General features: G+C 71.6%; 20 protein-coding genes and 1 tRNA gene. 8 read left to right on the forward strand and 13 right to left on the reverse strand.

Features of this window, described 5'->3' with window-relative positions:
• Positions 1-85 precede the first annotated feature (85 nt).
• A complete protein-coding gene (locus BM085_RS16855) occupies positions 86-397 on the reverse strand; it encodes a hypothetical protein (protein ID WP_218158734.1) in 312 nt (103 codons plus the stop codon).
• A 75-nt stretch (positions 398-472) separates the two neighbouring features.
• Here BM085_RS16855 and BM085_RS16860 point away from each other — a divergent pair, with 75 nt between their 5' ends.
• A complete protein-coding gene (locus BM085_RS16860) occupies positions 473-1,045 on the forward strand; it encodes a riboflavin biosynthesis intermediates N-glycosidase (RefSeq protein ID WP_425443265.1) in 573 nt (190 codons plus the stop codon).
• Positions 1,042-1,830, forward strand: coding sequence for a hypothetical protein (locus BM085_RS16865; RefSeq protein ID WP_093887922.1), 789 nt, complete (start codon positions 1,042-1,044; stop codon positions 1,828-1,830). The genes BM085_RS16860 and BM085_RS16865 overlap by 4 nt, the downstream gene beginning before the upstream one ends.
• Before the next feature lie 140 nt (positions 1,831-1,970).
• Here BM085_RS16865 and BM085_RS16870 read toward each other — a convergent pair whose 3' ends face one another.
• From BM085_RS16870 to BM085_RS16880, 3 genes are all read right to left on the reverse strand, one after another.
• Positions 1,971-2,342 carry a hypothetical protein gene (locus BM085_RS16870; protein ID WP_093888076.1) on the reverse strand — a complete coding sequence of 124 codons (372 nt, stop codon included), beginning with the start codon at positions 2,340-2,342 and terminating at the stop codon, positions 1,971-1,973.
• A 280-nt stretch (positions 2,343-2,622) separates the two neighbouring features.
• Positions 2,623-2,955 (reverse strand): helix-turn-helix domain-containing protein, encoded by a 333-nt coding sequence (locus BM085_RS16875; protein ID WP_093887923.1) that lies wholly within the window; start codon positions 2,953-2,955, stop codon positions 2,623-2,625.
• Positions 2,952-3,323, reverse strand: a complete 372-nt coding sequence (locus BM085_RS16880; protein ID WP_012889118.1) for a type II toxin-antitoxin system RelE/ParE family toxin — start codon at positions 3,321-3,323, stop codon at positions 2,952-2,954. Before BM085_RS16880 ends, BM085_RS16875 begins: the two co-directional genes overlap by 4 nt.
• Positions 3,324-3,665: 342 nt before the next feature.
• On the opposite strand from BM085_RS16880, the gene BM085_RS16885 reads away from it, so the two are divergent.
• Positions 3,666-6,542, forward strand: coding sequence for a DUF7824 domain-containing protein (locus BM085_RS16885; RefSeq protein WP_218158735.1), 2,877 nt, complete (start codon positions 3,666-3,668; stop codon positions 6,540-6,542).
• Between the two features lie 141 nt (positions 6,543-6,683).
• Here BM085_RS16885 and BM085_RS16890 read toward each other — a convergent pair whose 3' ends face one another.
• A complete protein-coding gene (locus BM085_RS16890; RefSeq protein ID WP_093887925.1) occupies positions 6,684-7,484 on the reverse strand; it encodes an SDR family NAD(P)-dependent oxidoreductase in 801 nt (266 codons plus the stop codon).
• A gap of 181 nt (positions 7,485-7,665) precedes the next feature.
• Between BM085_RS16890 and BM085_RS16895 the strand changes: the two genes are divergently transcribed.
• The gene (locus BM085_RS16895) at positions 7,666-8,250 is read left to right on the forward strand and encodes a TetR/AcrR family transcriptional regulator (protein WP_093887926.1); all 585 of its coding nucleotides are present in this window, start codon (positions 7,666-7,668) and stop codon (positions 8,248-8,250) included.
• A 99-nt stretch (positions 8,251-8,349) separates the two neighbouring features.
• Here BM085_RS16895 and BM085_RS16900 read toward each other — a convergent pair whose 3' ends face one another.
• Positions 8,350-9,222, reverse strand: coding sequence for a permease-like cell division protein FtsX (locus tag BM085_RS16900; protein WP_093887927.1), 873 nt, complete (start codon positions 9,220-9,222; stop codon positions 8,350-8,352).
• Positions 9,223-9,657: 435 nt separating this feature from the next.
• On the opposite strand from BM085_RS16900, the gene BM085_RS16905 reads away from it, so the two are divergent.
• On the forward strand, positions 9,658-10,260 hold the full coding sequence (locus BM085_RS16905; RefSeq protein WP_143120966.1) for a DUF6461 domain-containing protein: 603 nt from the start codon (positions 9,658-9,660) through the stop codon (positions 10,258-10,260).
• A gap of 142 nt (positions 10,261-10,402) precedes the next feature.
• Here the strand turns inward: BM085_RS16905 and BM085_RS16910 are convergent.
• Positions 10,403-10,476 (reverse strand) — tRNA-Ile (locus BM085_RS16910).
• A gap of 155 nt (positions 10,477-10,631) precedes the next feature.
• Between BM085_RS16910 and galK the strand changes: the two genes are divergently transcribed.
• Entirely contained in the window at positions 10,632-11,750 is a 1,119-nt protein-coding gene (galK, locus tag BM085_RS16915; protein WP_093887929.1) for a galactokinase, read from the forward strand.
• A 194-nt stretch (positions 11,751-11,944) separates the two neighbouring features.
• Here the strand turns inward: galK and BM085_RS16920 are convergent, their stop codons facing one another.
• Positions 11,945-13,699: an FAD/NAD(P)-binding protein gene (locus BM085_RS16920; protein WP_093887930.1), complete on the reverse strand. Its 1,755-nt coding sequence runs from the start codon at positions 13,697-13,699 to the stop codon at positions 11,945-11,947.
• A gap of 150 nt (positions 13,700-13,849) precedes the next feature.
• On the opposite strand from BM085_RS16920, the gene BM085_RS16925 reads away from it, so the two are divergent.
• The gene (locus tag BM085_RS16925) at positions 13,850-14,350 is read left to right on the forward strand and encodes a ribonuclease FAU-1 family protein (protein WP_093887931.1); all 501 of its coding nucleotides are present in this window, start codon (positions 13,850-13,852) and stop codon (positions 14,348-14,350) included.
• A 140-nt stretch (positions 14,351-14,490) separates the two neighbouring features.
• Here BM085_RS16925 and BM085_RS16930 read toward each other — a convergent pair whose 3' ends face one another.
• Positions 14,491-15,264, reverse strand: a complete 774-nt coding sequence (locus tag BM085_RS16930) for an enoyl-CoA hydratase-related protein (protein ID WP_093887932.1) — start codon at positions 15,262-15,264, stop codon at positions 14,491-14,493.
• A 125-nt stretch (positions 15,265-15,389) separates the two neighbouring features.
• Here BM085_RS16930 and BM085_RS16935 point away from each other — a divergent pair, with 125 nt between their 5' ends.
• Positions 15,390-17,375: a ligand-binding sensor domain-containing protein gene (locus BM085_RS16935; RefSeq protein ID WP_093887933.1), complete on the forward strand. Its 1,986-nt coding sequence runs from the start codon at positions 15,390-15,392 to the stop codon at positions 17,373-17,375.
• On the opposite strand, the gene BM085_RS16940 is transcribed toward BM085_RS16935, so the two are convergent.
• The 4 genes from BM085_RS16940 to BM085_RS16955 all read right to left on the reverse strand — a co-directional run bounded on the left by BM085_RS16940 (position 17,354) and on the right by BM085_RS16955 (position 22,386).
• Positions 17,354-19,411, reverse strand: a complete 2,058-nt coding sequence (locus BM085_RS16940) for a PQQ-binding-like beta-propeller repeat protein (RefSeq protein WP_143120967.1) — start codon at positions 19,409-19,411, stop codon at positions 17,354-17,356. The genes BM085_RS16935 and BM085_RS16940 overlap by 22 nt on opposite strands.
• 253 nt (positions 19,412-19,664) lie before the next feature.
• Positions 19,665-20,906 carry a DegT/DnrJ/EryC1/StrS family aminotransferase gene (locus BM085_RS16945; RefSeq protein WP_093887934.1) on the reverse strand — a complete coding sequence of 414 codons (1,242 nt, stop codon included), beginning with the start codon at positions 20,904-20,906 and terminating at the stop codon, positions 19,665-19,667.
• Positions 20,907-20,971: 65 nt separating this feature from the next.
• On the reverse strand, positions 20,972-21,694 hold the full coding sequence (locus BM085_RS16950) for an amidohydrolase family protein (RefSeq protein WP_093887935.1): 723 nt from the start codon (positions 21,692-21,694) through the stop codon (positions 20,972-20,974).
• On the reverse strand, positions 21,691-22,386 hold the full coding sequence (locus BM085_RS16955) for an amidohydrolase family protein (RefSeq protein WP_143120968.1): 696 nt from the start codon (positions 22,384-22,386) through the stop codon (positions 21,691-21,693). The genes BM085_RS16950 and BM085_RS16955 overlap by 4 nt, the downstream gene beginning before the upstream one ends.
• Between the last annotated feature and the right edge of the window lie 22 nt (positions 22,387-22,408).

Consider the following 22,408-nt stretch of genomic DNA (forward strand, 5'->3'; position numbering starts at 1 on the left):
CAACCGAAATCCCTTGCGCGGACCGCCCGTTCCTTGACCGGTATTGCCGCCCGGCGGATGCCGAGGCTCGCCCGGGCGTCTTGGTTTAGAGGGTGCGCCGCTCCCGGTAGAGGACCTCGACGAACACGATCTCCTCGTCCACTACGTCGAGGATGAGCATCCCTTCGACGGGCTTCAGCATGATGTTCCAGTGCCCGTCCCCGTAGGCGCCGTCCGGCGGCGCGGCGGTGTGGAAGCTCATGCAGAAGTCGTCCCCGCACCCGCAGGCGGAGTGCACGCGCAGGCCGTCCACCGACGCGGCCAGGACGTCTTCCCCTTCTTGCCGGAGGAGAACGGCCAGTTCCGCCGCGAGTCGGGGGAACGCCTCCCGCACCAACTGTCCCGAGCCGATGTCCACCGCCTCAGCGTAGCCCCCCGGAAAGCTCGCGATATCGGATAGTCCATTCGTATCCGGGGATGGCACGGTATGACGATGTCCGAGACCATGAGGCTGCCCCGCTCCGTCGAGGAGGCGATCACCGCCGAGCAGGCAGGCCGACGGCTCCGCTACCTGTTCTTCTGGGGCCATCAGCCATCCCGTGGCGGGGGTGTCGGCGCCGGGTGCCTCAGCCAGTGGTGGGAGGTCGCCTTCACTGCGGACGGGCACCTCTTCCGGTCGGCCGAGCACTACATGATGGCGCACAAGGCGTGGCTGTTCGGCGACGGCGAGACCGCGGCGCGGATCCTCGCCGCCGGGCATCCCGGCGAGGCCAAGAAGCTCGGCCGCGAGGTCCGCGGCTTCGAGGAGGCCGTGTGGGACGAGCACCGCTACGAGATCGTGGTGCGTGGCAACATCGCCAAGTTCGGCCGGCACCCGGAGCTGAGAGACTTCCTGCTCGGCACCCGTGGCCGCGTCCTGGTCGAGGCCAGCCCCGTCGATCGGATCTGGGGCATCGGACTCACCGCCGACGACGAGCGCGCCGCCTCCCCCGCCACCTGGCGGGGCCCGAACCTGCTCGGCTTCGCCCTCATGGACGCCCGCGACGCCCTGGACACCGCACCGTGAAACAGGGCTGGCTGGACGAGGTGGACCGGGTGTTCGCGGCGGTGCCGCCGCTGGACCGCGAGGTCGGCGGCTGCACCCGCTGCCACACCGAAGAGGATCTGCGCCTGCTCGGCGGCGACCCCGCGGCCGTACCCGACGAACTCGTCGCGAGCTTCATGCGAAAGACCGTCGACCACTGGGACGAGGACCAGTATCCGCTGCTGTGGCGCCGCCTGATGCCTCGCGTCCTGCGTTACCTGGCGTCGGACGCTCCGGGTGGCGACCCGGCCGGAGAGCTTCGCGGCCTGGCCTCCTACGGCGCGGGCTTCGCCGGCTGGCCCGCACACGAGCGGGCCGCCGCCGAGCGGGCCTTCGCCGCCCTGCTCGCCGCGGCACTCACCGACGGACGGCCCGCCGAACGCGTCGCCGAGCTCGTGGAGGGCCTCGCCCATGCGACCGAGGATCTGCGGCCCTGGCTGGACCGCCTCGCGGGCCTGCCTGGTCACGAGGCCGACGCCGGGCTGGTACGGCTGGCCTGCCACTGGTCGACCGCCCTGCTGTGGGAGGAAGAGCTGTTCACCTGGTGGTACGACGGGGACCCGCAGGTTCTGGCCGATTGGCTGCCCGCCCAGCGTGGCCGCATCGCGTCCTTCGCCGCGGCGCATCGCTGCAAGTCCGCCGCCGACGCCGTCGTCGCCATCGACCGGCTCCAGGCGGGCGAGCCGAGCCCCTGGTTCTACCCCGGCGCCACGGGCTACCCGATGAGAGGCTTGGACCCGCGGCTGCTCCGCGTCGTCACGCGGTGACCTCCGTGAGCTTCGGCACCCGCGCGATCGACCCGGCGCCGGGCGGCGGCACGGCCGTGGAGGCAGTCCTCCCGGTCACCGTCCGCCGGGATCCGGATCCGGTCTGCTTCGGTGTCACACTCGCGGCGCGCAGGGCGCCGTCACCGGTAGCGGAAGCCGTCGAGAAAGCGACGGAAGACCCCGCCCACACGGGGCAGGGGCTCGGCCGGCGGCGCCACCGCGCGCTGCCGGGCGATGGGCTGGTCGTAGTCGGTCCGCGCGATGGCGTCGACGACCTGCCGCTCGTCGAAGTCCTCGGACCCTTCGATCACGGGCACGAAACCGACCATCATCCCGTTGCGCATCACCAGGGCTTCGAGGCCCGCCGTACCGTCGGTGTCCCAGTCCGCCTCACGCCCGCCGGGCAACAGCACGCGCACCCCGAACTGGTAAACGCCGACCCTCGCCAGATGGGCGTCTATGCCACGCTCGCGCAACGCGTCGACGACCCGCCGGGCCCGGTTCTCATCCACCTCTCCCAAGATAACCGGGCCGATCCGCCCGCGAGCAGACGTCCTCGACACGAGGTCCGGTACGGTCGTCCGGCGGCTGCCGTGGCGAAAGCGACGTGGAGAGCATGCCCAGGAGGGCGCCTTGCCCCGGCCGGCGGACGCCAGCGGCCTCCAGCGGGATCCGGAAACACTCGAAACCGGTGGGGTGGGATGCCTCGAAGATCCCGGACAGGCAAGTGACCTGAGATTCTTCCCCGCTCACACAGCACTCGTGGGAATCGGTTCGGTGGGCCAATCCCTGTCAGGCGACTTTCCAGGTTCGATCGCCCAGGGTCGCGACGAGATCAACCGTTCCTCCGAGCGCCGTGACATAGGCACGTACGACATCGATGCCGGACACCTCGCCGTTCTCGATCTTAGAGATTCGCGCCTGCGTCACCCCAAGAGCCTCGGCGAGTTCCACCTGGGTGATGCCGGCCGCCTTACGCATCTCGGCGAGCTGATAGCCGCGTACGTACGCCTCCCGGCGCTGACGGGCAGCCTCTTGCCCGACCACCTGCTCGGCATCCGAACGCGGGTCGAGCGCCCGCGCCTTCGCCTTGACGTCGGTCCACTTGGAGTATCCGCCGCTCATCGCCCCTCCTCCTTCAACGCGATCAAGTGCTCTTCGAACCGTTCATCGGCCAATGGGATCGCCTGGCGGTACCAGCCTTCCCAGTTGCCGGCTTTGTCGCCGGCCACCAGGAAGATGGCTTCCCGAGCCGGGTCGAACGCGAAGATGATCCGAATTTCACTACTCCCCGATGAGGGAGGCCGCAGCTCCTTCATGTTGTGAAAGCGGCTCCCCTGCAGCCGGTCGACCAACGGCCGCCGAGCCGTCGGCCCCTCCTCCGCGAGTTGGTCGATGGCGTCCTTGATCAGATCTGCCGTCTCGGAATCACTCACGCAGATCTCCAGATACCACGCTTCCACCTCGGGATGCAGACTGATCTCCCAGCTCATCGCCCTATTATAACCGATCAGTCATATCGGGGACGGGGTAAACAGCCTTCTGGGCACGCCACAGGATGACGATCAGTTGCATGATCTATTTTCGGCTCTGCCGGAGCCTCCGAGTCGAAGAGGAGTTCGGCCACGCCCCATGATCAACGCCAGGCGACTGATTAACGCAAGGCGACGGTCACCCGGACAGCCGCATACGGGCCCCGGGCCGGAGAAACCGGGACCCACGCCTTGGACGGCTTGTCCCCGGACACCTCAGACAGGCTGGTACCCGGGCACCTCCGTCAGCGGAAATGTCGGCGGGTTCTGTAAAGATCTCCAATCCCGGCCGAACATCTGATCTTGGAGATCCGTGACATGGGACCGAAGCACGTGCGGTTGACCGCCTGGGAGCAGGTGCGCCAGCTCGTCGACACCGGCGACGTGGCCAAGATCGTGGAGACGGTGACGGCGCTCGACGACGCCGGACGGCGGGAGGTGGCACGCGAGCTGCCCGGATACGTGGCGGTGGCGCGGGAGAAGGCGTGGCAGCCGCTGGCGGACCACGAGGCCGAACGCGACCGGGTCCGGCAGGCCCAGCGGACGGAGGCGCAGCGGCTGCGCGACGCCGGGGAGATCTCCGAGCACCATTTCACCCAGCTGTGGTCGATGGCCTGGCACGACGACGACTGGGAGACCCGGCCCAGAACCGACGGCTGGATCGAGCCGATGCGGATCGCGGGCGCGGGCACGATCGGCGGCGCGGCGGCCGTGGTGACCTGGATCAACCGCCGGGACTTCGATCGCTGGGACTTCGATCGCTGGGACGTCGCCGGCGGGATCGAGCCGCTGCTTGCGGTGATCGCCGCGCGGCCCGCCGAATGGCAGGCCGATCTGGCCGTACGGCTCGCGCTCCGGATCCGTCCCCGGCGCCGTCGGAACCTGGGTGATCAGAACCTGGCGCCGGCGCTCGCCCTGCTCCGCCGTACCGGCGTGACCCCGCCCGCGCACGACCCGCTCGTGGTCGGGTGGGTGTCCCGGGAGGCCAGGCTCAGCGAGCTGCGGACCGATCCGCTGCTCGACCACCTGCTGCCGCGGATCTTCGAGGCCGACGGCGTCGGCCGGGCGCTGCGGGACGAGCGGCCCGACCCGGCCGGCGCGACCTCCTGGCTCGGCGCTCTCCGCACCCTCGCGGCCGAGGGACGGGTGCCGCGCACGCTGATGCTCGACGGCTGCCGGCGGCGCTTCCTGCTCGGCGGCGAAGGTCCCGACCTGCGGTTCTTCGCCCGCCTCCACGAGCTGCTCGAACCCGCTCCCGCTGAGATCGAGCCCCACGCGATCGACTACCTGCGGCTGCTGCCCACCGCGCCGGGGCCGGTGGCCGAGCTGTCGCTGAAGCACCTGCGGCGGTTGACCGGCCTCGATCCGGCGGACGTGGTGGAGGCGCTGGAGGGGCTGCTGTTCCGCGCCGAGGGCGGCCTGGTCCGCGCCGGTCTGAGCTGGCTGGAGGAGTCCGTACGGCAGGCGCCCGATCGGGCCGACGAGCTGGCTCCCGCCCTGGCCATGGCGTTCGGCCACGAGGCGCGAGCCGTACAGGAACGGGCTGTGCGCCTGGCGGTCCGGCACGCCGGGCGTTTCACCCCGCTCGGCGCCGAGGTCCTCCGCGGCGGCACGGGCAGGCTGGCGCCCGACCTGCACAACCGGCTGGCCGCGGTCGTCGGGGGCGAGACCGTCGAGGAGCCGGAACCCGAGCCCGAGCCCGAGGAGGTGTTCGTCCCGCGGCCGCTGCCCACCCCGCCCCTGCCGGTCCCGGCCATCGCCCCGCCCGGCACTGCCAGGCAGCTGGCCCGCATGTATCTGCGCGAGGGCTGGCGAGCGGCCGAACGCTGCCTGGCCGCCTTCGTCCGGCTCGCCGCGCAGGACCGGGAGTCGCTGCGCGCGGAGCTGGCCCCGCTCGTCAAGCACCATGAGAAGCGGTTGATCTCGGAGGAGTGGCGAGAGCCCGCCGATTGGATGGTCGCCTTCGCGGCCGAGCTGGTCGACCCCGGACGGGTGCACGAGAGCCATCACAGCGCGTTCGTCAACCGCGTCCTGCGCGAGCGCGGGCTCCCGCCTGTGGCGGTCGAGGAGATCGACCACCTGCCGAGGTCCAACCGGGTCTCGCCGCTGCACCGCTTCGTCCTGCGCCGCCACGCGGAGATCCTCGCCGCGCTGAGGGCCGGGACCCTGCCGCCGCTGCTGCTCGCCACGCCGAGCCTGTCCAACGGCCGGCTCGACCCGGCCGAGCTGGTGGTCAGGCTGGAGACCCTGGAGGCGGCGGACGCCGTGCCGCTGCCCGCCGACTTCCAGCAGGCGCTGCTCAGGCTGCCCCGGCGGATCGACCCGGCGGTGGCCGTACGGGCCGCGGCGCTGGAGTCGGAGGCGGGCCGCCGGGCGGCCCGCTGGATGGCCGACGGCGGGCTGCCCGACCCCGCCGTACGGGTGGCCTGGTCGGGGGAGGACGACGGCCTCGGGTCGCGGATCTGGATGACCTCCACCGTGCGGGCCGCGCCCACCGGCCTGCCCCTGATCGACGAACTGCTCGCCGACCAGCCCCGGCACGTCAACCCCGTGTGCGACGGGCACCTCGGGGACCTCATGGAGTGGTGGGCCGCCGTCCTGCCCTCCCACCGGGAGGTGGTCGCCGCCCATCTCCTGCCGCACCAGCCGGTCCCCACCTGGAGCGCGGCGATGCACTCGCGGTGCCTGGACGATCTCGCCGCCGCCGAGGGACCCGCCGGACGGGCCGTCGCCATCCTGCTCGCGCACCGGATCTTCCCCTCACCGTTCACCCACGACAGCACCACTCCCGCTTTCCGCGCGCTCCGGAGCCTGGCCGCCGCCGGTGATCTCCCGGCCGAGGACGTCGGCACGGAACTCGCCCAGCGGGTGCTCCGGGGTGAGATCACGCTGCGGCTCCTGGTGGACACGGTGGAAGCCGAGGCCGCGAACGGCACCCACCACCACATGTGGCGAGCTCTCACCGCGGCGTTGCCCTTCCTGCTCCCCGCCCAGGGCAGCCGCCCCACCGCCGCCCACACCGACCTGGTCGCCCTGGCGGCCCGCCTCGCCCGCTGGTCGGAGGCCCGGGGGCGGATCCCCGCCCTGGCCGCCTTCGCGGCACGCAAGGGCTCCAGCCGCATCCTCCGGCACGCCAGGTCCCTCCACGACCTGCTGGCGTCCGGGGACGGCCCCCGGTGATCCACCCGCGCCCCGGTCACGGACGGGATCATCCACGCCTGAGCTGCCACTACCCGAAAACGACCTGGGACTTGCTCGGCCACGGCCTTTCTCGCGGATCATTCCTGATCCGCGGACCGGGAATGATCCGGCCGAGAGGTGTCATGCCGTCGGGAGCATCGCGCGGCGTCCGGGAACGGCGGGAGACTGGCTGGTCATTCCTCCGTCCACCACCAGAAGCTGTCCGGTCAGATAGCGGGATTCGTCGGAGGCGAGAAAGACCATGGTGTAGCCGATGTCCTCGGGAGCGCCGAGATAGGGAAGCGCGTTGTATCCCTTCAGCGCCTCGATCACCTCGGCGGGCAGGTTGTCCAGAAGCGCCGGGGTCATGATCGCTCCCGGGGCCACCGCGTTGCAGCGGATGCCCTGCGGGCCGTACTGGACGGCGATGGACTTGGTGATGTTGATGACCGCCGCCTTCACCGCTCCGTAGGAGATCTGGAGTACGTCGCCGACCAGGCCGGCCACCGAGGCGGTGTTGACGATCGAGCCGCCGCCCGCCCGGATCATGTGCGGGACGGCGTGCCGGGAGCCCATCAGGGTGGAGCGGACGTTGAGGTCGACGGCCCGGCCGAACTCCTCCATGTCGAGGCGGAGCAGGTCCAGGTCCTTGCGCGGGTCCGTCCCGCCTACGTGGTTGCAGAGCACGTCCAGCCGTCCGAACTCGCGCACGGCCGCTTCCACCATGTCGCCCACGGACGTGTCGTCCGTGACGTCCACCGTGCACGGCACCGCCCGGCCACCCGCCTCGACGATGGCGCCGGCGGCGCTCTCGGCCGATGCGGCGTCGTAGTCCGCCACGAGGACGCGGGCGCCCTCGCGGCTCATCAGCTCCGCCGCGGCCAGGCCGATCCCGCTGCCCGCGCCGGTGATGATCGCGACCTTGTCCTTCAGGCGGTCCATGGACTGCTCCCCCACTCCTCCCCGCGGCTGACCGCGGGCTTTGTCAACATTGATGACCAGGGTAAGTCATCTATGATGACTTATCGCCCCGACCCCACCGACCCGCCCCACCGAGGAGCACGTCCACCATGTCTTCCCCCCCACGGCTGAAGCCCGGGGTCTCCGCGCTCAAGGAGATTCGATGACCACACGCCTGCGCGCCGTCAGGCCCCGGCAGCCGGCGGCGGTGACCCGCAAGGCCATCCACGACGCCGCGCACGAGCTCTTCCGCAACGAGGGCTTCGACGCCGTCGGCATACGGGCCGTCGCCGCCCGCGCGGGGGTCGACGCGGCCCTCGTCATCCGTCACTTCGGGTCCAAGGAACAGCTGTTCCTGGAGGCGATGACGGTCGACCTGCCCGCGATCAAAGTCATGGAGGGCCCGCTGGAAGGCATGGGCCGAGCGATCGTGGAGCACGTGGTGTGCCTGCCGTCGTCCAGGCCGGGCGCCTTGGCGGTGACCGCTCTCGCCGCCCTGTTCCGGGCCTCGGACCGGGGGGAGGTGCAGCGAACCCTGCGGGAAACGATCGAGAACGTCTTCGCCGAGCCCCTCGTCCGGCGCCTGGAGGGCGGCGATGCCGAGCTGCGCGCCCATCTGATCGCCGCGCAGCTCGGCGGGCTGCTCACCAGCATGCATGTGGTGCAGGACCCTGTTCTGCTCGCGGCCGACCGGAGCGCGATCGTCGTCCGGTACGGAGACGCGATCCAGCGGCTGATCGACACCTGACCGTCCGGCCGCACGGCGTCCCGCCGACGCCGCCCGCAGGCCGTTCGCGCGCCGACGACCCGTCAGCTCTGAAAACCTCTCACCGTCACCCGAAGTCCGTCATTCCTCCGGTAGGACCGGCTCCACCGCCCGGACGCCGGGCAACGGCTCGATGGCGGGGGTGATCGCACGGGCGAGGGCCGGATCGGAGAACTTGACATAGAGAGAACCCGGCAAGGGCCCATCCGGCTTGTAGTCCGGATAGGAGAGCTTCACGAGTTTCAGGGCGTGGCCGGAGTCCTGGAAGTAAATCGTCTCCACTCCGGGCAGGTCCCGCAGCCGGGCGACGACAGCCGCCTTCTCCTCCTCGGTGACCGTCCCCGTCGCTCCCGCGCGCTTACTCCGCCGGCACTCGGGTGCGTTCTGGGAGATGAAATCCTGCCCGCACAGGGAGATCCGGGCCTCGGCCCTGCCCGCCCAGAAGTTCACCCCCGATCGGTACACGTTGGAGACCCTCGGCGCCGACCTCATCTTCTCGACTATGGCGGGGAAGTCCTCAGCGCGCCGGAGCACACCATGCAGGACGTCGCCGGAGCGGGACGACGCAAGCTGCGCCCGTTCGGTGTCCCCGATCCCTCTGTGGCTTCTGCGCCACTGGTCCGCCCGTTCCTCGCCGCTCCGCACCTCGACCGATGTCACCTGGGGCATCGCCCGGAGCATGGCCTCGGCCTCCTGCCGTTGCTCGACGGTCGTCGCGGGCAGGCCGTCGCACCCGCACATGGCCACCTCGAACTCAAATGACGGTGAGAGCGCGATATCCGGCGGAGGCTGGGGCAGCCAGGATCGCTCGTACAGATACCAGCCACCGGCCCCGGCCAGGCCGGCCACTGCCAGTGACGCGATCAGCAGCCTGACATGCGCCGCCATCCAGGAGCGCAACCACGGCTCCCGGTCCGGGTCGCCATCCCCGAAGGCCAGTTCCTCATACGTCATTCACCCGACTATGTCGATCTTTCCGAGTTTCGGTCAAGATGCGACGAAGGAATACCACGGTCACGCTGCGCTCTCTTTACGGCACGGACGTCGGCGGCGGGTTTTGCCTTCGTCCACGGGCGTGGTGTATGAGTTTCCCCGGTTAGACGGTGTGGCACCGTGAAATGAGGACGGCCGGATACGACGAAAGCGCCCCTGACGGCGGACAGACAGGTCAGGGACACTTTTCGGGTGGTCACGGAGAGTGGGACGGGCGGGACTCGAACCCGCGATCCCACGGAGTGAAGGGTGTTTCACTTACCGGGATCGTCCGTCACGGTCCCGGAGCCCGAGGAACCCGGTGTTCAAGAGCCGTGGACCAGAAACGCACGCATGTCGGAGATGGTCGTTACTTTGGCGGCATAACCAAGGAAGCGACGGCTGGAAGTGGTTTGGATGGAGATCACATACGCCGACGTCGCCTGGCTGGCCGAAGACTATGAGTTGGGTGACGTGTGGTGCCTGACCTTCGTGTGGGGGCTCGACGAGCCTGAGGCGCTTCGCCGCATAGGTGCCGCCGAGGGGGGCATCCGGCTGCTCACGTACGAGGAGTCGAATGATGCGGGGCTGTTCCCCGACACGGTTTTGGCTGGGCGGCTGGGCGGATGGACCGTGCTCATCGAGATAGGCGGGTGGCAGGCGATAGGACGCGAGGCCTTACGAGCTCTGTCGACCGCAACAGAGGTTGTATCGGTCCTGCGTCACGACCACGCGACCCACAACTTCGTGTACGCCCGTGACGGGAAGACAGTGACCTCCTTCAACCCCATGATTCCCGCCTGGCGGTACGGGAGCGATCCGGATCGTCTGGTGGACGCGATGAGGGCCGCGGGCTTCGATCCCGGACACGCACCAGGCGACGAGGACGAAGACGAGAACGTCGATCATCCGACGGTGGACGGGGCTCTGCTGTTGGCGGTACGGCTGACTCGCGTTGTCCTGACGCGGGATGTCGTGTACGGACCGTTACTGGGCGGTGTCGTCCGTTCACCGGCTTAGGACTCATGAGGCGATCGTTGTCGCCAAAGACACCGGGCCACCGGACCCGGAGCCCATGAATTCTCTTTCCGCTGACAGTGGCGAAAGCGCCCCCGGCCGTGAACACGCAGGTCGAGGGCGCTTTTCGGGTGATCACGAAGGGTAGGGCGGGCGGGACTCGAACCCGCGACCCAGGGATTATGAGTCCCCTGCTCTAACCGGCTGAGCTACCGCCCCTCGTGCGCACGCCGTACTGCCGCATTCAACCAAAGGTCGGCCCCGTTCGCACATCCACCGGGCGGTACGCGTTCAAGATGTGACCTTCGACGGTGGAACCGGCGTTCCGCCGACTCGCTAACCTACGAGGGGACGTTGTTGAGGAGTGTTGGATCATGCGCGTTATTGAAGCTTTTCGTGAGTCGTTCGGCGTGGAGCCCGAGGGGGTGTGGCACGCTCCGGGGCGGGTCAACCTCATCGGCGAGCACACCGACTACAACGACGGGTTCGTGCTGCCGTTCGCGGTGCCGTGGGGGGTCACCGCGGCGGTCGCGCCGCGCGAGGACGACGTCGTCCGGCTGCGGTCGCTCCAGGCGGGCGAGCCGCAGACCGTCGAGACCCTCGGCCGTGCCGAGGGCTGGGCGCGCTACGCCGTCGGCGTGTTCTGGGTGCTCCGCGAGGCGGGCCACCCGGTCAGGGGCGCGGATCTGGTGATCGACGGAGACGTGCCGCAGGGGGCGGGGCTGTCGTCGAGCGCGGCGCTGGAGGTGGTGGTCGGGACCGCGCTCAACGAGCTGTACGGCCTGGGCCTCACCAAGATGGAGATCGCCCTCGCCGCGCAGCGGGCCGAGAACGACTTCGTGGGCATGCCGTGCGGGATCATGGACCAGGCCGCCTCGGCCCTCGGGGAGGAGGGGAAGGCCCTGTTCATGGACTGCCGGAGCCTCGGCACCAGGGCCATCCCGTTCGACCTGGCCCAGCACGGCCTCCAACTGCTGATCATCAACACCGGGGTCCACCACGAGCTCGCCGACGGGCAGTACGCCCGGCGCCGTCAGGACTGCGAGAACGCCGCCAAGCACCTGGGCGTGGACGCGCTGCGCGACGTCACCGACCTGGCGGGCGCCCTCGGCAGGCTCAGCGGCGACGAGCGCAGGCGCACCCAGCACGTGGTGACCGAGAACCACCGGGTCGAGGCGCTGATCGGACTGCTGCGGGCCGGAGCCGTTCGGGAGATCGGGGCCCTGCTGAACGCCTCCCACCTGTCGCTGCGCGACCAGTACGAGGTGTCCTGCCCCGAGCTGGACGTGGCCGTGGAGTCGGCGGTCCGGGGCGGGGCCAGGGGGGCGCGGATGACCGGCGGCGGGTTCGGCGGGTCGGCGATCGCGCTGGTGGCCGACGACCGGGTGGAGGCCGTACGGGAGTCGGTGACCCGGGCGTACGGCGAGCGCGGCTGGGCGGCGCCGGAGATCTACCCCGCCACTCCGGCGGCCGGGGCCCGCCGGCTCCGCTGATCCCGGCCAGGTCGAGCACCTGGGCCTGGATCGACACGTCCGGCGCGGAGACCGGCTCGTCGCAGACGAGCACGTCGGGCCGGGGGGCGAGGGCCCTGGCGACCTGAACGACCTGAACGACCTGAACGACCTGAACGATCTGGACGACGTGAGCGGCCTGAGCGATCCGAACGACGTGAACGACGTGAGCGCCATCAGGCGACATGTCTGATCTGGGTGGCGGTGGCCTCGGACAGCACGATCCGGGCCAGCGCGTCGGCGTGCCGGAAAAGCGGGGCGTTGAGCCCGGGCCGGGCGAATCCGCCGGCGGCCCAGCCGCCGACGACCCAGGGACCGAAGGCGAATCTGCGGGAGTGGGGGGTGTCCGACCGGTCCAGCAGGCGACGGTCGGCCGGCCGTACCTTCAGCAGGCCGGACTCCTCGTCGATCTCGCCCCGGTCGCGGAGCGCGGAGATCAGCGGGTCGGTGGCCCGGCTCACGCTGGGCGCGGGCAGCCGGGCCTCGATCAGGGTCCTGGCCGCCACCCCGCCGGGGACGGTGGGGCTCTGCGCCTGCCACCGCCGGTCGCGGTGCTCCACCTTCAGGTCCGCGCCGAGGAAGGTGACCACCCCCGCCTTGGCGAGTGCCCGCAGCTCCTCCAGCCGGGGGCCGGGCGGGCCGCTGGCGATGTAGCTGAGGAAGCCGTGGAACCACGGATCGGACAGGCCCAGCTCGGCGAGGACGCCGTAGACGGACAGCAGCCCGAGGATCATGGCGTGGTCGGCGCTGTGCGCGGGGTCGGAGCGGCGCTCCAGGTCCGCGCCCAGGTAGCCGAGCATCCACTTGCGCAGCCCCGCCGAGTCGCCGAACCGCATCCGCTCCAGCGGCCGGTCCAGCCGGTCGAAGTCCAGCCGGTCCAGATGCCGGGGCACGGCCCTGCGGATCAGCGCCCGCATCCCGGCGTCGCGCCACTCCTCGGCCGCGTACGCCTCCTCGAACTCCTCCCAGCTCATCCGGGCGCGCTTCGGGTGGGCGGTGATCAGCTCGTGGTAGTAGGCGAAGCCCAGCTCCTTGGCGACCAGCGGCCACACGTCCCTGCGGAAGTTCCACGGTCCCTCGCCCAGCGCCTGCGCGGTGAGGAAACGCGGCACCGGCGGGCGGGCGCCCCGGAACGGGTATCCGGTCTTGGAGTGGTACGGCACGCCGCGGCGCGATCCCACCTGGAGCAGCGGCTCCCGGCCGCTGGGCAGGTAGACGAGCTCCCCGTCGTACTCGCGGACGAACCGGCCGCCCCGGCCCGAGGTGAGCAGCACCATCAGGTCGACGAAGGCCAGCCCCATGCCCCGCACGATCACCGGCTCGCCGCCGGGCACCTGGTCCAGGTCGAGGTCGGCGGTATAGCCGGTGGGCAGGTAGCGCAGCCCGCTGCGGGCGGCCACGTCCGCCAGGGCCAGCTCCTGCCCGGTCGGGGTCACGTCGCCGTGTCCCTGCGCCATGATCACCGCGTCGGCCTCGATCGTCCGGCCGTCCTCCAGCGTCACCGCCTGCCCGCCGGGGACGTCGGTCAGGTCCAGCGCGCGGGTGGCGTGGACGTGCACCCGGACGCCGCGCGGCGCGGTGTTCACCGCGCGCCAGAAGACGTCGGACAGGTAGGCGCTCTGAACCGGCCGGGAGGCGAACCGGCCGGGCTCGCAGCCGAGCCACTCGGCCAGCGAGGGGCCGGGGCGGATGGGGCCCTGGCACTGGACCGACTCGTCGGTGAACAGCGTCACGCCGGCGGCGGCGGAGTTCATCCAGAGCAGTCCGGGCTGCTCCCTGCGCCATACCCGCCCGCCGCCCGGCGGGTAGGGGTCGATCACGTGGATGTCCAGCGACGGCCAGGCGAGCAGGTCGGCCGCGTTGGCGCAGATCCGCTCCACCAGGCAGGTGCCGGTCGGCCCGGCGCCGACGACGGCGATGGAGGCGCTCATGCGATCCCCTCCCCCGGCGGCGCGGGGGTGCTCCCGCGCCGGTCGACTGGCTGTCTCATACGGCGGCTCCCCGGGGCTTTGCACTGACACTCTTAACCTAGTTTAAAGGTAGGAAATACATAGATCCATGTCAACCCTTATGGTCGAGGGATGTCACACGAGATCGTGAATGTGGTCTACCGCAAGTACGACGGCTCCCTGCACTGGCACCACCGGAGCCTGCTCCTCGGCGAGGACGAGCACGGCGTCTGGACCGGGTGCGTGGCCGGCACCAGCGGCAGGAAGGGTGCCGGGCCGATGGTCACCTGGTCCGACGCGTTCGTGATGCTCTTCCCCCGCGACGCCTGGTGGACGGCCACCTTCAACGCCGCGCCGAACAAGACGGAGATCTACTGCGACGTCTCGACCGTGCCCGAGTGGCGCGACGGGGAGGTGACCATGGTCGACCTCGACCTCGACGTGATCCGCATGCGCGACGGCCGGATCTTCCTGGACGACGAGGACGAGTTCGAGGAGCACCGGATCCGCTACGCCTATCCTTGCGACGTCATCGACAACGCCCGTGCCGCGGCCGCCCGGCTCATGAAGGCCGTCACCGCCGGCGCGACCCCCTTCGCGACCGCCCCCCACTGGCTGTCCCACGTGACCTGACCCGACCGCCCCACCGGGCCTACGCGTCCCGACCCCGGCCGGTCCCACGCGACCCGACCCGGCCGCCCCACGCGACCTGACCCCACCGGCCCCCACGACCCGAACCGACCGCCCGCCGGTCCCCCGCGGCCAGACGGGGCTTACAGGGGCGGGAACCCGGGGGCGCGGCGCTCGACGAAGCTGGCCACTCCCTCGGCGAAGTCGGGGCGGCGGAAGGACTCGGCCATCAGGCGCACGGCGGCGGACTCCGCCCCCTCCAGCGTCTGGTTCCAGTCACCCCAGACCTGGCGCTTGATCACGGCCATCGACGCCGGCGAGCTGTGCGTCGCCAGCTCGCCGGCGTATGCCTGGACCTCCGCCAGCAGGCTCTCGCGGGGCACCGACCGGTTGACCAGGCCCAGCTCGCAGGCCTCGGCGCCGGTGAACGTGCGGCCGGACAGCAGCAGGTCCATGGCCCTGGCCTGGCCGATGAGCCGGGGCAGGATCCACGACAGGCCGTATTCGGCGATCAGGCCGCGGCGGGCGAAGGCGGTCGTCCACTTGGCCTCGTCCGCGGTGAAGACCAGGTCGCAGACCAGGGCGTGGACCATGCCGAGGCCGGCGCAGGCGCCGTTGACGGCCGCGATGACCGGCTTGCCGATCGTGGCCGGGAAGGTGGTGGGACGCCTGTCCGGCTCCCCCTCGTAGGAGCCGTCCTGGATGGCGTTGAGGGTCTGGAAGTCCGCGCCGGCGCAGAAGCCCCTCCCCGCCCCGGTCACGACGATCACCCGGACCTCCGGGTCCTTCTCCGCCTCCGCGAGCTGGTCGAAGTATCGCCGCCCCATCGCGTCGGTCCAGGCGTTGAGCCGTTCCGGCCGGTTGAACGTCAGCGTCAGCACGCCCCGCTCGACCGACGACAGCACCAGATCCATCATCCGCGCCCCTCCTTGCCCGCACCCTACCGAACCATGTTCTGCATCTTCTCCGCAACGCCCCTTGCCAAGAGGGAGGCGCGAAATTACGGTCAAGACCGTAATTTGGCACCATCCGGAGGTAGCCCGTGCGATCTCGACTGGCGGCGCTCGTCACCGCCTTTCTCCTCATCCCCCTCATCCTCCCTCTCGCCGCCGGCCCGGCGCAGGCCGTACGGCAGGCACCCCCGTCCGGCTGCGGTCTGCAGGCCCTGGGCACCCTGCCCCTCACCGGGGCCACGACCGCCGGCACCGCGCTCGACGCCGATCACCCCGACGGGCCGCGCGTCTACTCGGTGACCTCCAGCGCCTCCGGCCCCGCGCAGCTCGGCATCCGGGACGCCCGCGACGGCCGGCTCATCGCCGAGCGCCCGCTCCCCGGCGCCCTGGGATCCTGGGCCGTGACCGTGGCCCCCGACCATTCGGTGTACGTCGGGACCTACCCCCTGAGCCCCGCCCAGGCCCGGTTCTACCGCTACCGGCCGGACACCGACCAGGTGACCGACCTCGGCGTCCCGATCGCGGGCGAGACCTTCGTCTGGACGGTGGCCGCGACCCCCGACGGCTCCGCCGTCTACGGCGGCACCTCCCCCTCGGGCAAGGTGTTCCGCTACGACACCGCCAGCGGCGCCGTCACCGACCTGGGCTCCCCGGTGCCCGGCGAGCAGTACATCCGCGACCTGGCGATCGCCGACGACGGCACGGTCTACGCGGGCGTCGGCGCGGCGAGCATGAAGGTGGTGGTGCTGGCCCCCGACGGCACGACACGGAAGATCATCGACCCGCCGATCGAGGGCAAGGGCTACGCCTACGACCTCGACCTGGCCGGCCGCTACCTCCTGGTCCGCTACGTCACCACCACCTCGACCAATCCCATGGGCGTCTACGACACCGCGCGGGGCGTCTGGAAGGACGTCGTGGACGACGTCGACAACCTCACCGTGGGCGGCGGACGGCACGGGCAGCAGCTCTACCTGTGGCAGGACGACGAGCTCGCCCGCTACGACCTCACGTCGGGAAAGCTCGTCAAGCTCGGCTTCACCGAGTTCGGCGGAGGCGCCGCGCGGACGCTCGGCTGGGTCGGCCACACCCTCGTCGGCACCGGCTCCACCGGCCGCATCTGGAACTACGACCGCAAGACCGGCGAGGGGCGCCTGCTGCCCGGCACGCTCACCGGCCAGCCGGTCAGCATCCGGTCCATGACCACCGGTCCCGACGGGCGGATCTACGCGGGCGGCTTCTTCACCGGCGGCCTGGCCGCCTACGACCCCGCGACCGGCCAGACGCAGTCGTGGCCGGACATCGGCCAGAGCGAGGGCCTCGTCACCCACAAGGGCAAGCTGTACCTCGGGGTGTATCCGGGCGCGCGGATCTACGAGTTCGACGGGACCGCCTTCAAGCAGCTGCTCGACCTGCGCGACCAGGAACAGGACCGGCCGTTCGCCATGGTCTCGGCGGGTGAGTGGCTGGCGTTCGGCACCGTGCCCAAGGTCGGCACGGTCGGCGGGGTGCTCGGGCTGTACGACCCGGCGACGGGCCGCAAGGTGATCAAGCGGAACATCGTGCCGGGCCACAGCATCGTCGGGCTGGCCTACCGCGACGGCGTCCTCTACGGCACGACCTCGGCGTTCGGCGGCGTCGGCGTGCCCCAGGGCGACGCCGCCCAGATGTTCGCCTACGACATCGCCACCGACTCGGTCAAGTGGCAGACCGCGCCGGTCCCCGGCGACCTGGCGCTCGGCTCGATCACCTTCGACGACGCGGGCAGGTTGTGGGGGCTGACCCCCGACGCCCTGTTCGAGGTGGACCCGGCCACCGGGCAGACCCTGCGGACCGCCAAGCACCAGACCTACCCCTGGCAGAGCCAGACCCAGGTCTGGCTGGACACCAACATCGAGTTCCACGCCGGCGCCCTGTGGGGCAAGGTCCAGGGCAAGGTCTACCGGATCGATCGGGCGGCGATGAAGTTCACACTCATCACCCGCCCGATCTCCAACCTCGTCAAGGGCGCCGACGGGCACCTCTACCTGTCACGCACGGAGAACTTCTCCACCTACCGGCTCTGCGGGTCGTAGCGGTACAGCTGCGGCCCCTCGGCGAAGTAGACGTCCCCTGACCGGTGCACCGCGAGGTGGTGCACCGGTCCTTCGCGCAGTACGGCGTGCCGCCTCGTCCGCGGGTCCAGCGAGAACAGCGAGGACCCCGCGTGCGCGCCGTACAGCGTGCGGTCCCGCTTGTCGAACACGAGCCGGCCGCTCGCGCTCGCGCTCGGCGACAGGGTGACCCGTGAGACGACCTTGCGCGCGTGCACGTCGACCGCGAAGACCTCGCCGCCCGCGATGCCCCAGAGCCGGCCGCGGTCGTCGAAGGTCAGCGCGGGGACGGCGGGCTTGCCGGCGACCGGGGTGATCTCCCACAGCAGGCGGTTCTCCTTGACCGACCACGCGAACAGCCGGGCCTCGGTCTGGGTGGGCGGCGTGGCCGACTGGCCGCTGTAGATCGAGGTGCCGCCGTAGACCACCCCGTCGCGGTAGGCCAGCGAGACGATGCTCTGGTCCTTGACGACGTGCCGCTGCGCCGTGCGGAGCGACCCCTCCCGGGGGTCCCACAGGGCCAGCACGCCGCCGAGGTGGCCGAGGTCGGGCATGGTGCCGACGGCCAGGTAGCGGCCGGCCGACACCATCGCCCTGGGACGGATCTGCTTGTCGGCCGCGAAGTCGAACAGGCGGGCCGGGTTGTCCGCGGGCCCCGGCTCGGGGCTCGGGGAGTACTCGGCGCTGTTCCAGGGCAGCTTCGGGTCGTAGGAGTAGACCCGCGCCTGGGGATAGGCCCCGACGTAGAGTTTGCCGTCGTGCGTGGTCATGTCCTCGCTCTGGGAGAAGGTGTGGAACTCCTCCCGCTCACCCGTCTTCGCGTTCAGGGCGGCGAAGCCGCCGTTGAGGAAGCCGCCGGCGTACATCCGCCCGTCGGGCCCCTCCGACAGGGCGGTGACGTCGATCGGCTCGCCGCGCACCGCCGTCTGGACGAAGGAGCGCGCGCCGGTCTGCGGGTTGTAGCGGAACATCATGCCCCGCCAGAGCAGGCCCACCACGCTTTTGCCCGGGTAGTCGGGCAGGTCCAGCTCGGCCCAGCCGATCCCGCGGGTGTTGGCCACCCGGCCGGTGAAGGGCATCCCGGTGGGGGTGACGGTACGGCTGCGCGGGTCGTAGCGGACCAGTTCGCCCGCCTTGACCAGGTAGACGCGGCCCTCCTCGTCCGGAGGGGAGACATCCAGGCCGTGGGCCGCCTCCAGCTCGTCGACCCAGGCCCCGGCCGCGATGTCCCACACGTGCGCCGGGCCCGGGAAGGCGTCGCTGTAGCGCACGTAGAGGTATCCGCCCGCGACGTTGACGTCGTAGGCCCACTTGCCCGCCGGGTCGAGTCCCGGGGGCGTGGGGAGTCGCGTGGACGCGCCGGTCTCGGCGTCCACCTCGAAGACCGCCGCCGGGGCCTCGGTGCCGGCGTAGATCTTGCCGCCCGCCACGGCGACGCTGCGGACGTAGGCGTGCGCCGGGGAGAGCTTTCCGTAGTCGCGGACGCCGTTCACCGGGTCGTAGCCGAACAGCCTCCCGCCGGGCGAGGTGCCGCCGTAGATCCTGGACGCCGGGTCGGCGGCCACCGTCCAGATGAAGTTCTCCGACGCCAGCGGGCGGCCGAGGTCGCGGATCCCGCCCTGCTCCGTCCAGCGGTACAGGCGGCCGTCGCCGTAGCTGCCGACGTAGACGGAGCCGTCCGGGGCCGCGTCGACCGCCCAGGCTCCGCCCGCGCCGGGCAGGTCGTACCTGGCGACCTCCGCGCCGGTGGCGGGATCGACGGCGTTGAGGTGCGCCGGGGTGCCCGAGGAGACGCCCCAGAGCACGGTCGCGCCGCCCGGTCCCGGCGCGACCACGCCGCCGATGAGCAGGACGTCCTGGAGCGGCACGCCGAGCGCCTCGATCGGGCCGGGCGCGGCGGAGGCGGGTGGAGCGGCCGAGGCGGGTGGAGCGGCCGAGGCGGGTGGAGCGGCGGCGAGCACGGCTGACGCGGCCAGCGCGACAGCCAGGAATCGTCGGATTCCTCCAATAAGGGTCATGACCGAAAACCTAAGAAGAGCGAGCTGTCGCGTCAAGAGATAGTTTTCGGTATGGGCCGAATTTAGATGATCCCGTGCTCTCCCGCCCTCCGGCGACGGCCGGGCCGCTCACCGGGGCGCGTTCCGCCCGCCGGCGAGCGGCGATCCGTGCCTCTCTCCGGCGGACCGCCCGGCCGGCCCGATCACCTCACCGAGCCGCGCCGAGCACCTCGGCCGGCGCCCCGACTCTCCGGCACGCCGCCCGCCGGCCTGATCACCGATCCGCGCCGAGCACCTTGGCCAGGGCCTCGACGACGTCCGAGGCCCCGTCCGCCTCCTCCATCAGCATCGACTGGCGCACCCAGACCACCGTCCGCGAGGCGGCCTCCACCGCCGGGCAGGGCTCGACCCGCGCGCCCGCCTCCGTCAGGGCGGACATCGTCCCCAGCGGCGGGTAGCCGCCGTCCAGCGGCACCCCCTCGGCCGCCATCGCGGCGAGCAGGAACTCCCGGTCGACCGGCGCGTTCACCCGGAGCATGAGCAGGTGCCGGGAGTCCAGGGTGGTCCCCGGGGGCTGCGGCACCACGGTCACCGGCAGGGAGCCATCGGGCTCCACGGACGAGGACACCCCCGCCCCTCCGGCACCCGATCCCGCGGACGCCGGCCCCCACGGCACGGACAGCCGCCCGAGCTCGCGCTCCACCGCCTCGCAGAAGGCGTTGCGCCGCGCGATCTCCTCCTCCAGCCGGTCCAGCCAGGGCAGCAGCAGCGCCGCCTGGATCTCGGTCAGCCGCAGGTTCCAGCCGACCTCGGGATGGCCGTACCACGCGCCGCCGAGCCGCCGCCCGAGGTTGCACGCCGACCAGGTGCGGGCGTGGACGCCCTCGTCCCGGCAGACGATGACGCCGCCCTCCCCCGCGGTCATGGCCTTGCTCGCCTGGAAGCTGAACACCCCGGCGTCGCCCAGGCCGCCGACCGGACGGCCCCGGTAGAGGGCCCCGTGCGACTGGGCGCAGTCCTCCACGACCGCCAGGCCGTGCCGTACGGCCACCGCGGTGAGAGCGTCCATGTCGGCCGGGCTGCCCGCCAGGTGGACCGGCATGATCGCGGCCGTCCTCGGCGTGACCGCCGCCTCCACGGCGGCCGCGGACAGGTGCAGGTCCACCGGGTCCACATCGACGATCACCGGGATCGCCCCGGCGAGGATGACCGAGGTCGCCGAGGCCACGAAGGTGTAGGCCGGGATGATCACCTCGTCCCCCGGCCCCACCCCGAGGCCGCGCAGCGCGGCGAACAGCCCCAGGGTGGCGTTGCCGACCGTCACGCCGTGCGGCACGGCGGACCGGGCCGCGAACGCGGCGGCCAGGTCGGTGCAGAGCGATCCCTGCGTGGCCCCCCACAGCCCGCTCTCCAGCACCTCGGTGACCAGCTCGCGCTGCCCGGCGGAGAGCGGTGGCGGCCAGGACGGCCAGGACGCCGAGCGGACGGGGGTGCCTCCGTCGATGGCGAGTTTCACGCGAACGGTCCTCCTATGCGTGGGCGCGATGCCCGGTGAACGGTCCTCAGGGAGCGGGCGGGACGTCAGGCGAGGCGGCCGCCCAGGACGCGGGCGAGGTTGCCGCCCAGGATGAGGTCGCGGTCGGTCTCGGCGAGCGGCGCCAGGGCGACCCGGCCGAGGCCGGCGCGGAGGTCCAGGAAGCAGGCGTCGGAGCCGTACACCACCCGCTCGGCCCCGGCGAGCGCGGCCAGGCGGGAGATCCAGCGGCCGGTGATCTTCGACCCGCAGACCTCCAGCAGCACACCGGGGTGGTCGGCCACCAGCCGGGCCGCGCGCGCGAAGCCGTACGGCCAGAGCCCGGTGTGCCCCATCAGCAGCGGCACCTCCGGATGGCGCGCCGCCACGGCGGCGAACTGCGCGGGATCGCTCCAGGGCGAGTCGGTCTGGCCGTGTGCGAGAACCGGCAGCCCGAGGGCGAACACCGGCTCGTAGAGCGGGTCGTCCAGGCGGCACTGATGCACGTCGGGGTGGAGCTTGACGCCCCAGACGCCGGGCCGGTCGGTCAGCGGCGTGCGGTGGTGGGGGTTGTAGACCTGCCAGACGCCGAACCTGCCGGGGTGCTCGGCCGCCGCCTCGAAGGCGCGCCGGTTGCCCTCCACCGCGTCCGGCCCGACGCCGAGCAGGTCGCTGATCCCCATCGCGGCGATGCCGAGCCGGTCCATCATCGCCACCAGCCCCCCGGCCGAGGGGTCGGGGATGAGGAAGTCGGGCCAGGCGCCGATGTGGCCGTGGGCGTCGAGGATCACATCAGCCTCCGCAGGGCGCCCGAGGCGATCAGCTCCACCTCGGCGGCCCCGAGTTCCAGGTGGTCGAGGAGGAAGCGGGGCCCGCAGTCGTCGAGCACGGGCGCGCCCGTGCCGAACACCAGCCGGTCCGCGCCGTACCGCTCGGCCAGCCACTCGACTCCGCGCTGGGTGTTGACCGTGCCGATCTCCAGCCAGAGGTTCGGGACCGTCGCCATCAGCTCCGCGACGGCGCGCAGCCGCCGGTAGCCCGGGTTGAGCAGGAGCACGCGCAGGTCCGGGATCTCGGCCGCCAGGGTGCGCAGCGCGGCGGGCGAGGTCTCCTCCAGGTCGACGGCCACCGGCAGGTCGCGGGCGGCCATCGCCGCCAGCCAGCGCAGCGCGACGGGCCCGGTCAGCTCGAACCTGTGCCGCTCCGGGCAGAGCCGTACGAGCCGGACGTCCCAGTCGAGGACCTCGTCCAGGGTCGCCGGGACCGAGGCTCCGGGCACTCCCGGCACCACCACGGGCACCGGGATCAGGCGGGGGTCGTCGAGGGCGGACAGCGCCTCGTTCCCGGCCGCCGGGTCGGCGTACAGGCTCAGGGTGTGGGTGACGCAGGCCGCCTCGATGCCCAGCCGGTCCATGTCCGGCCGCGGATCCGCGGGCAGATCGTCGAACGGCACGGGCCCGACCAGGCGATGAGCGTCTACCACCGGCAGATCGACCAATTTCGGC

The sequence above is a fragment of the Streptosporangium canum genome, assembly GCF_900113865.1.
GTDB classification, from domain to species: Bacteria; Actinomycetota; Actinomycetes; order Streptosporangiales; family Streptosporangiaceae; genus Streptosporangium; species Streptosporangium canum.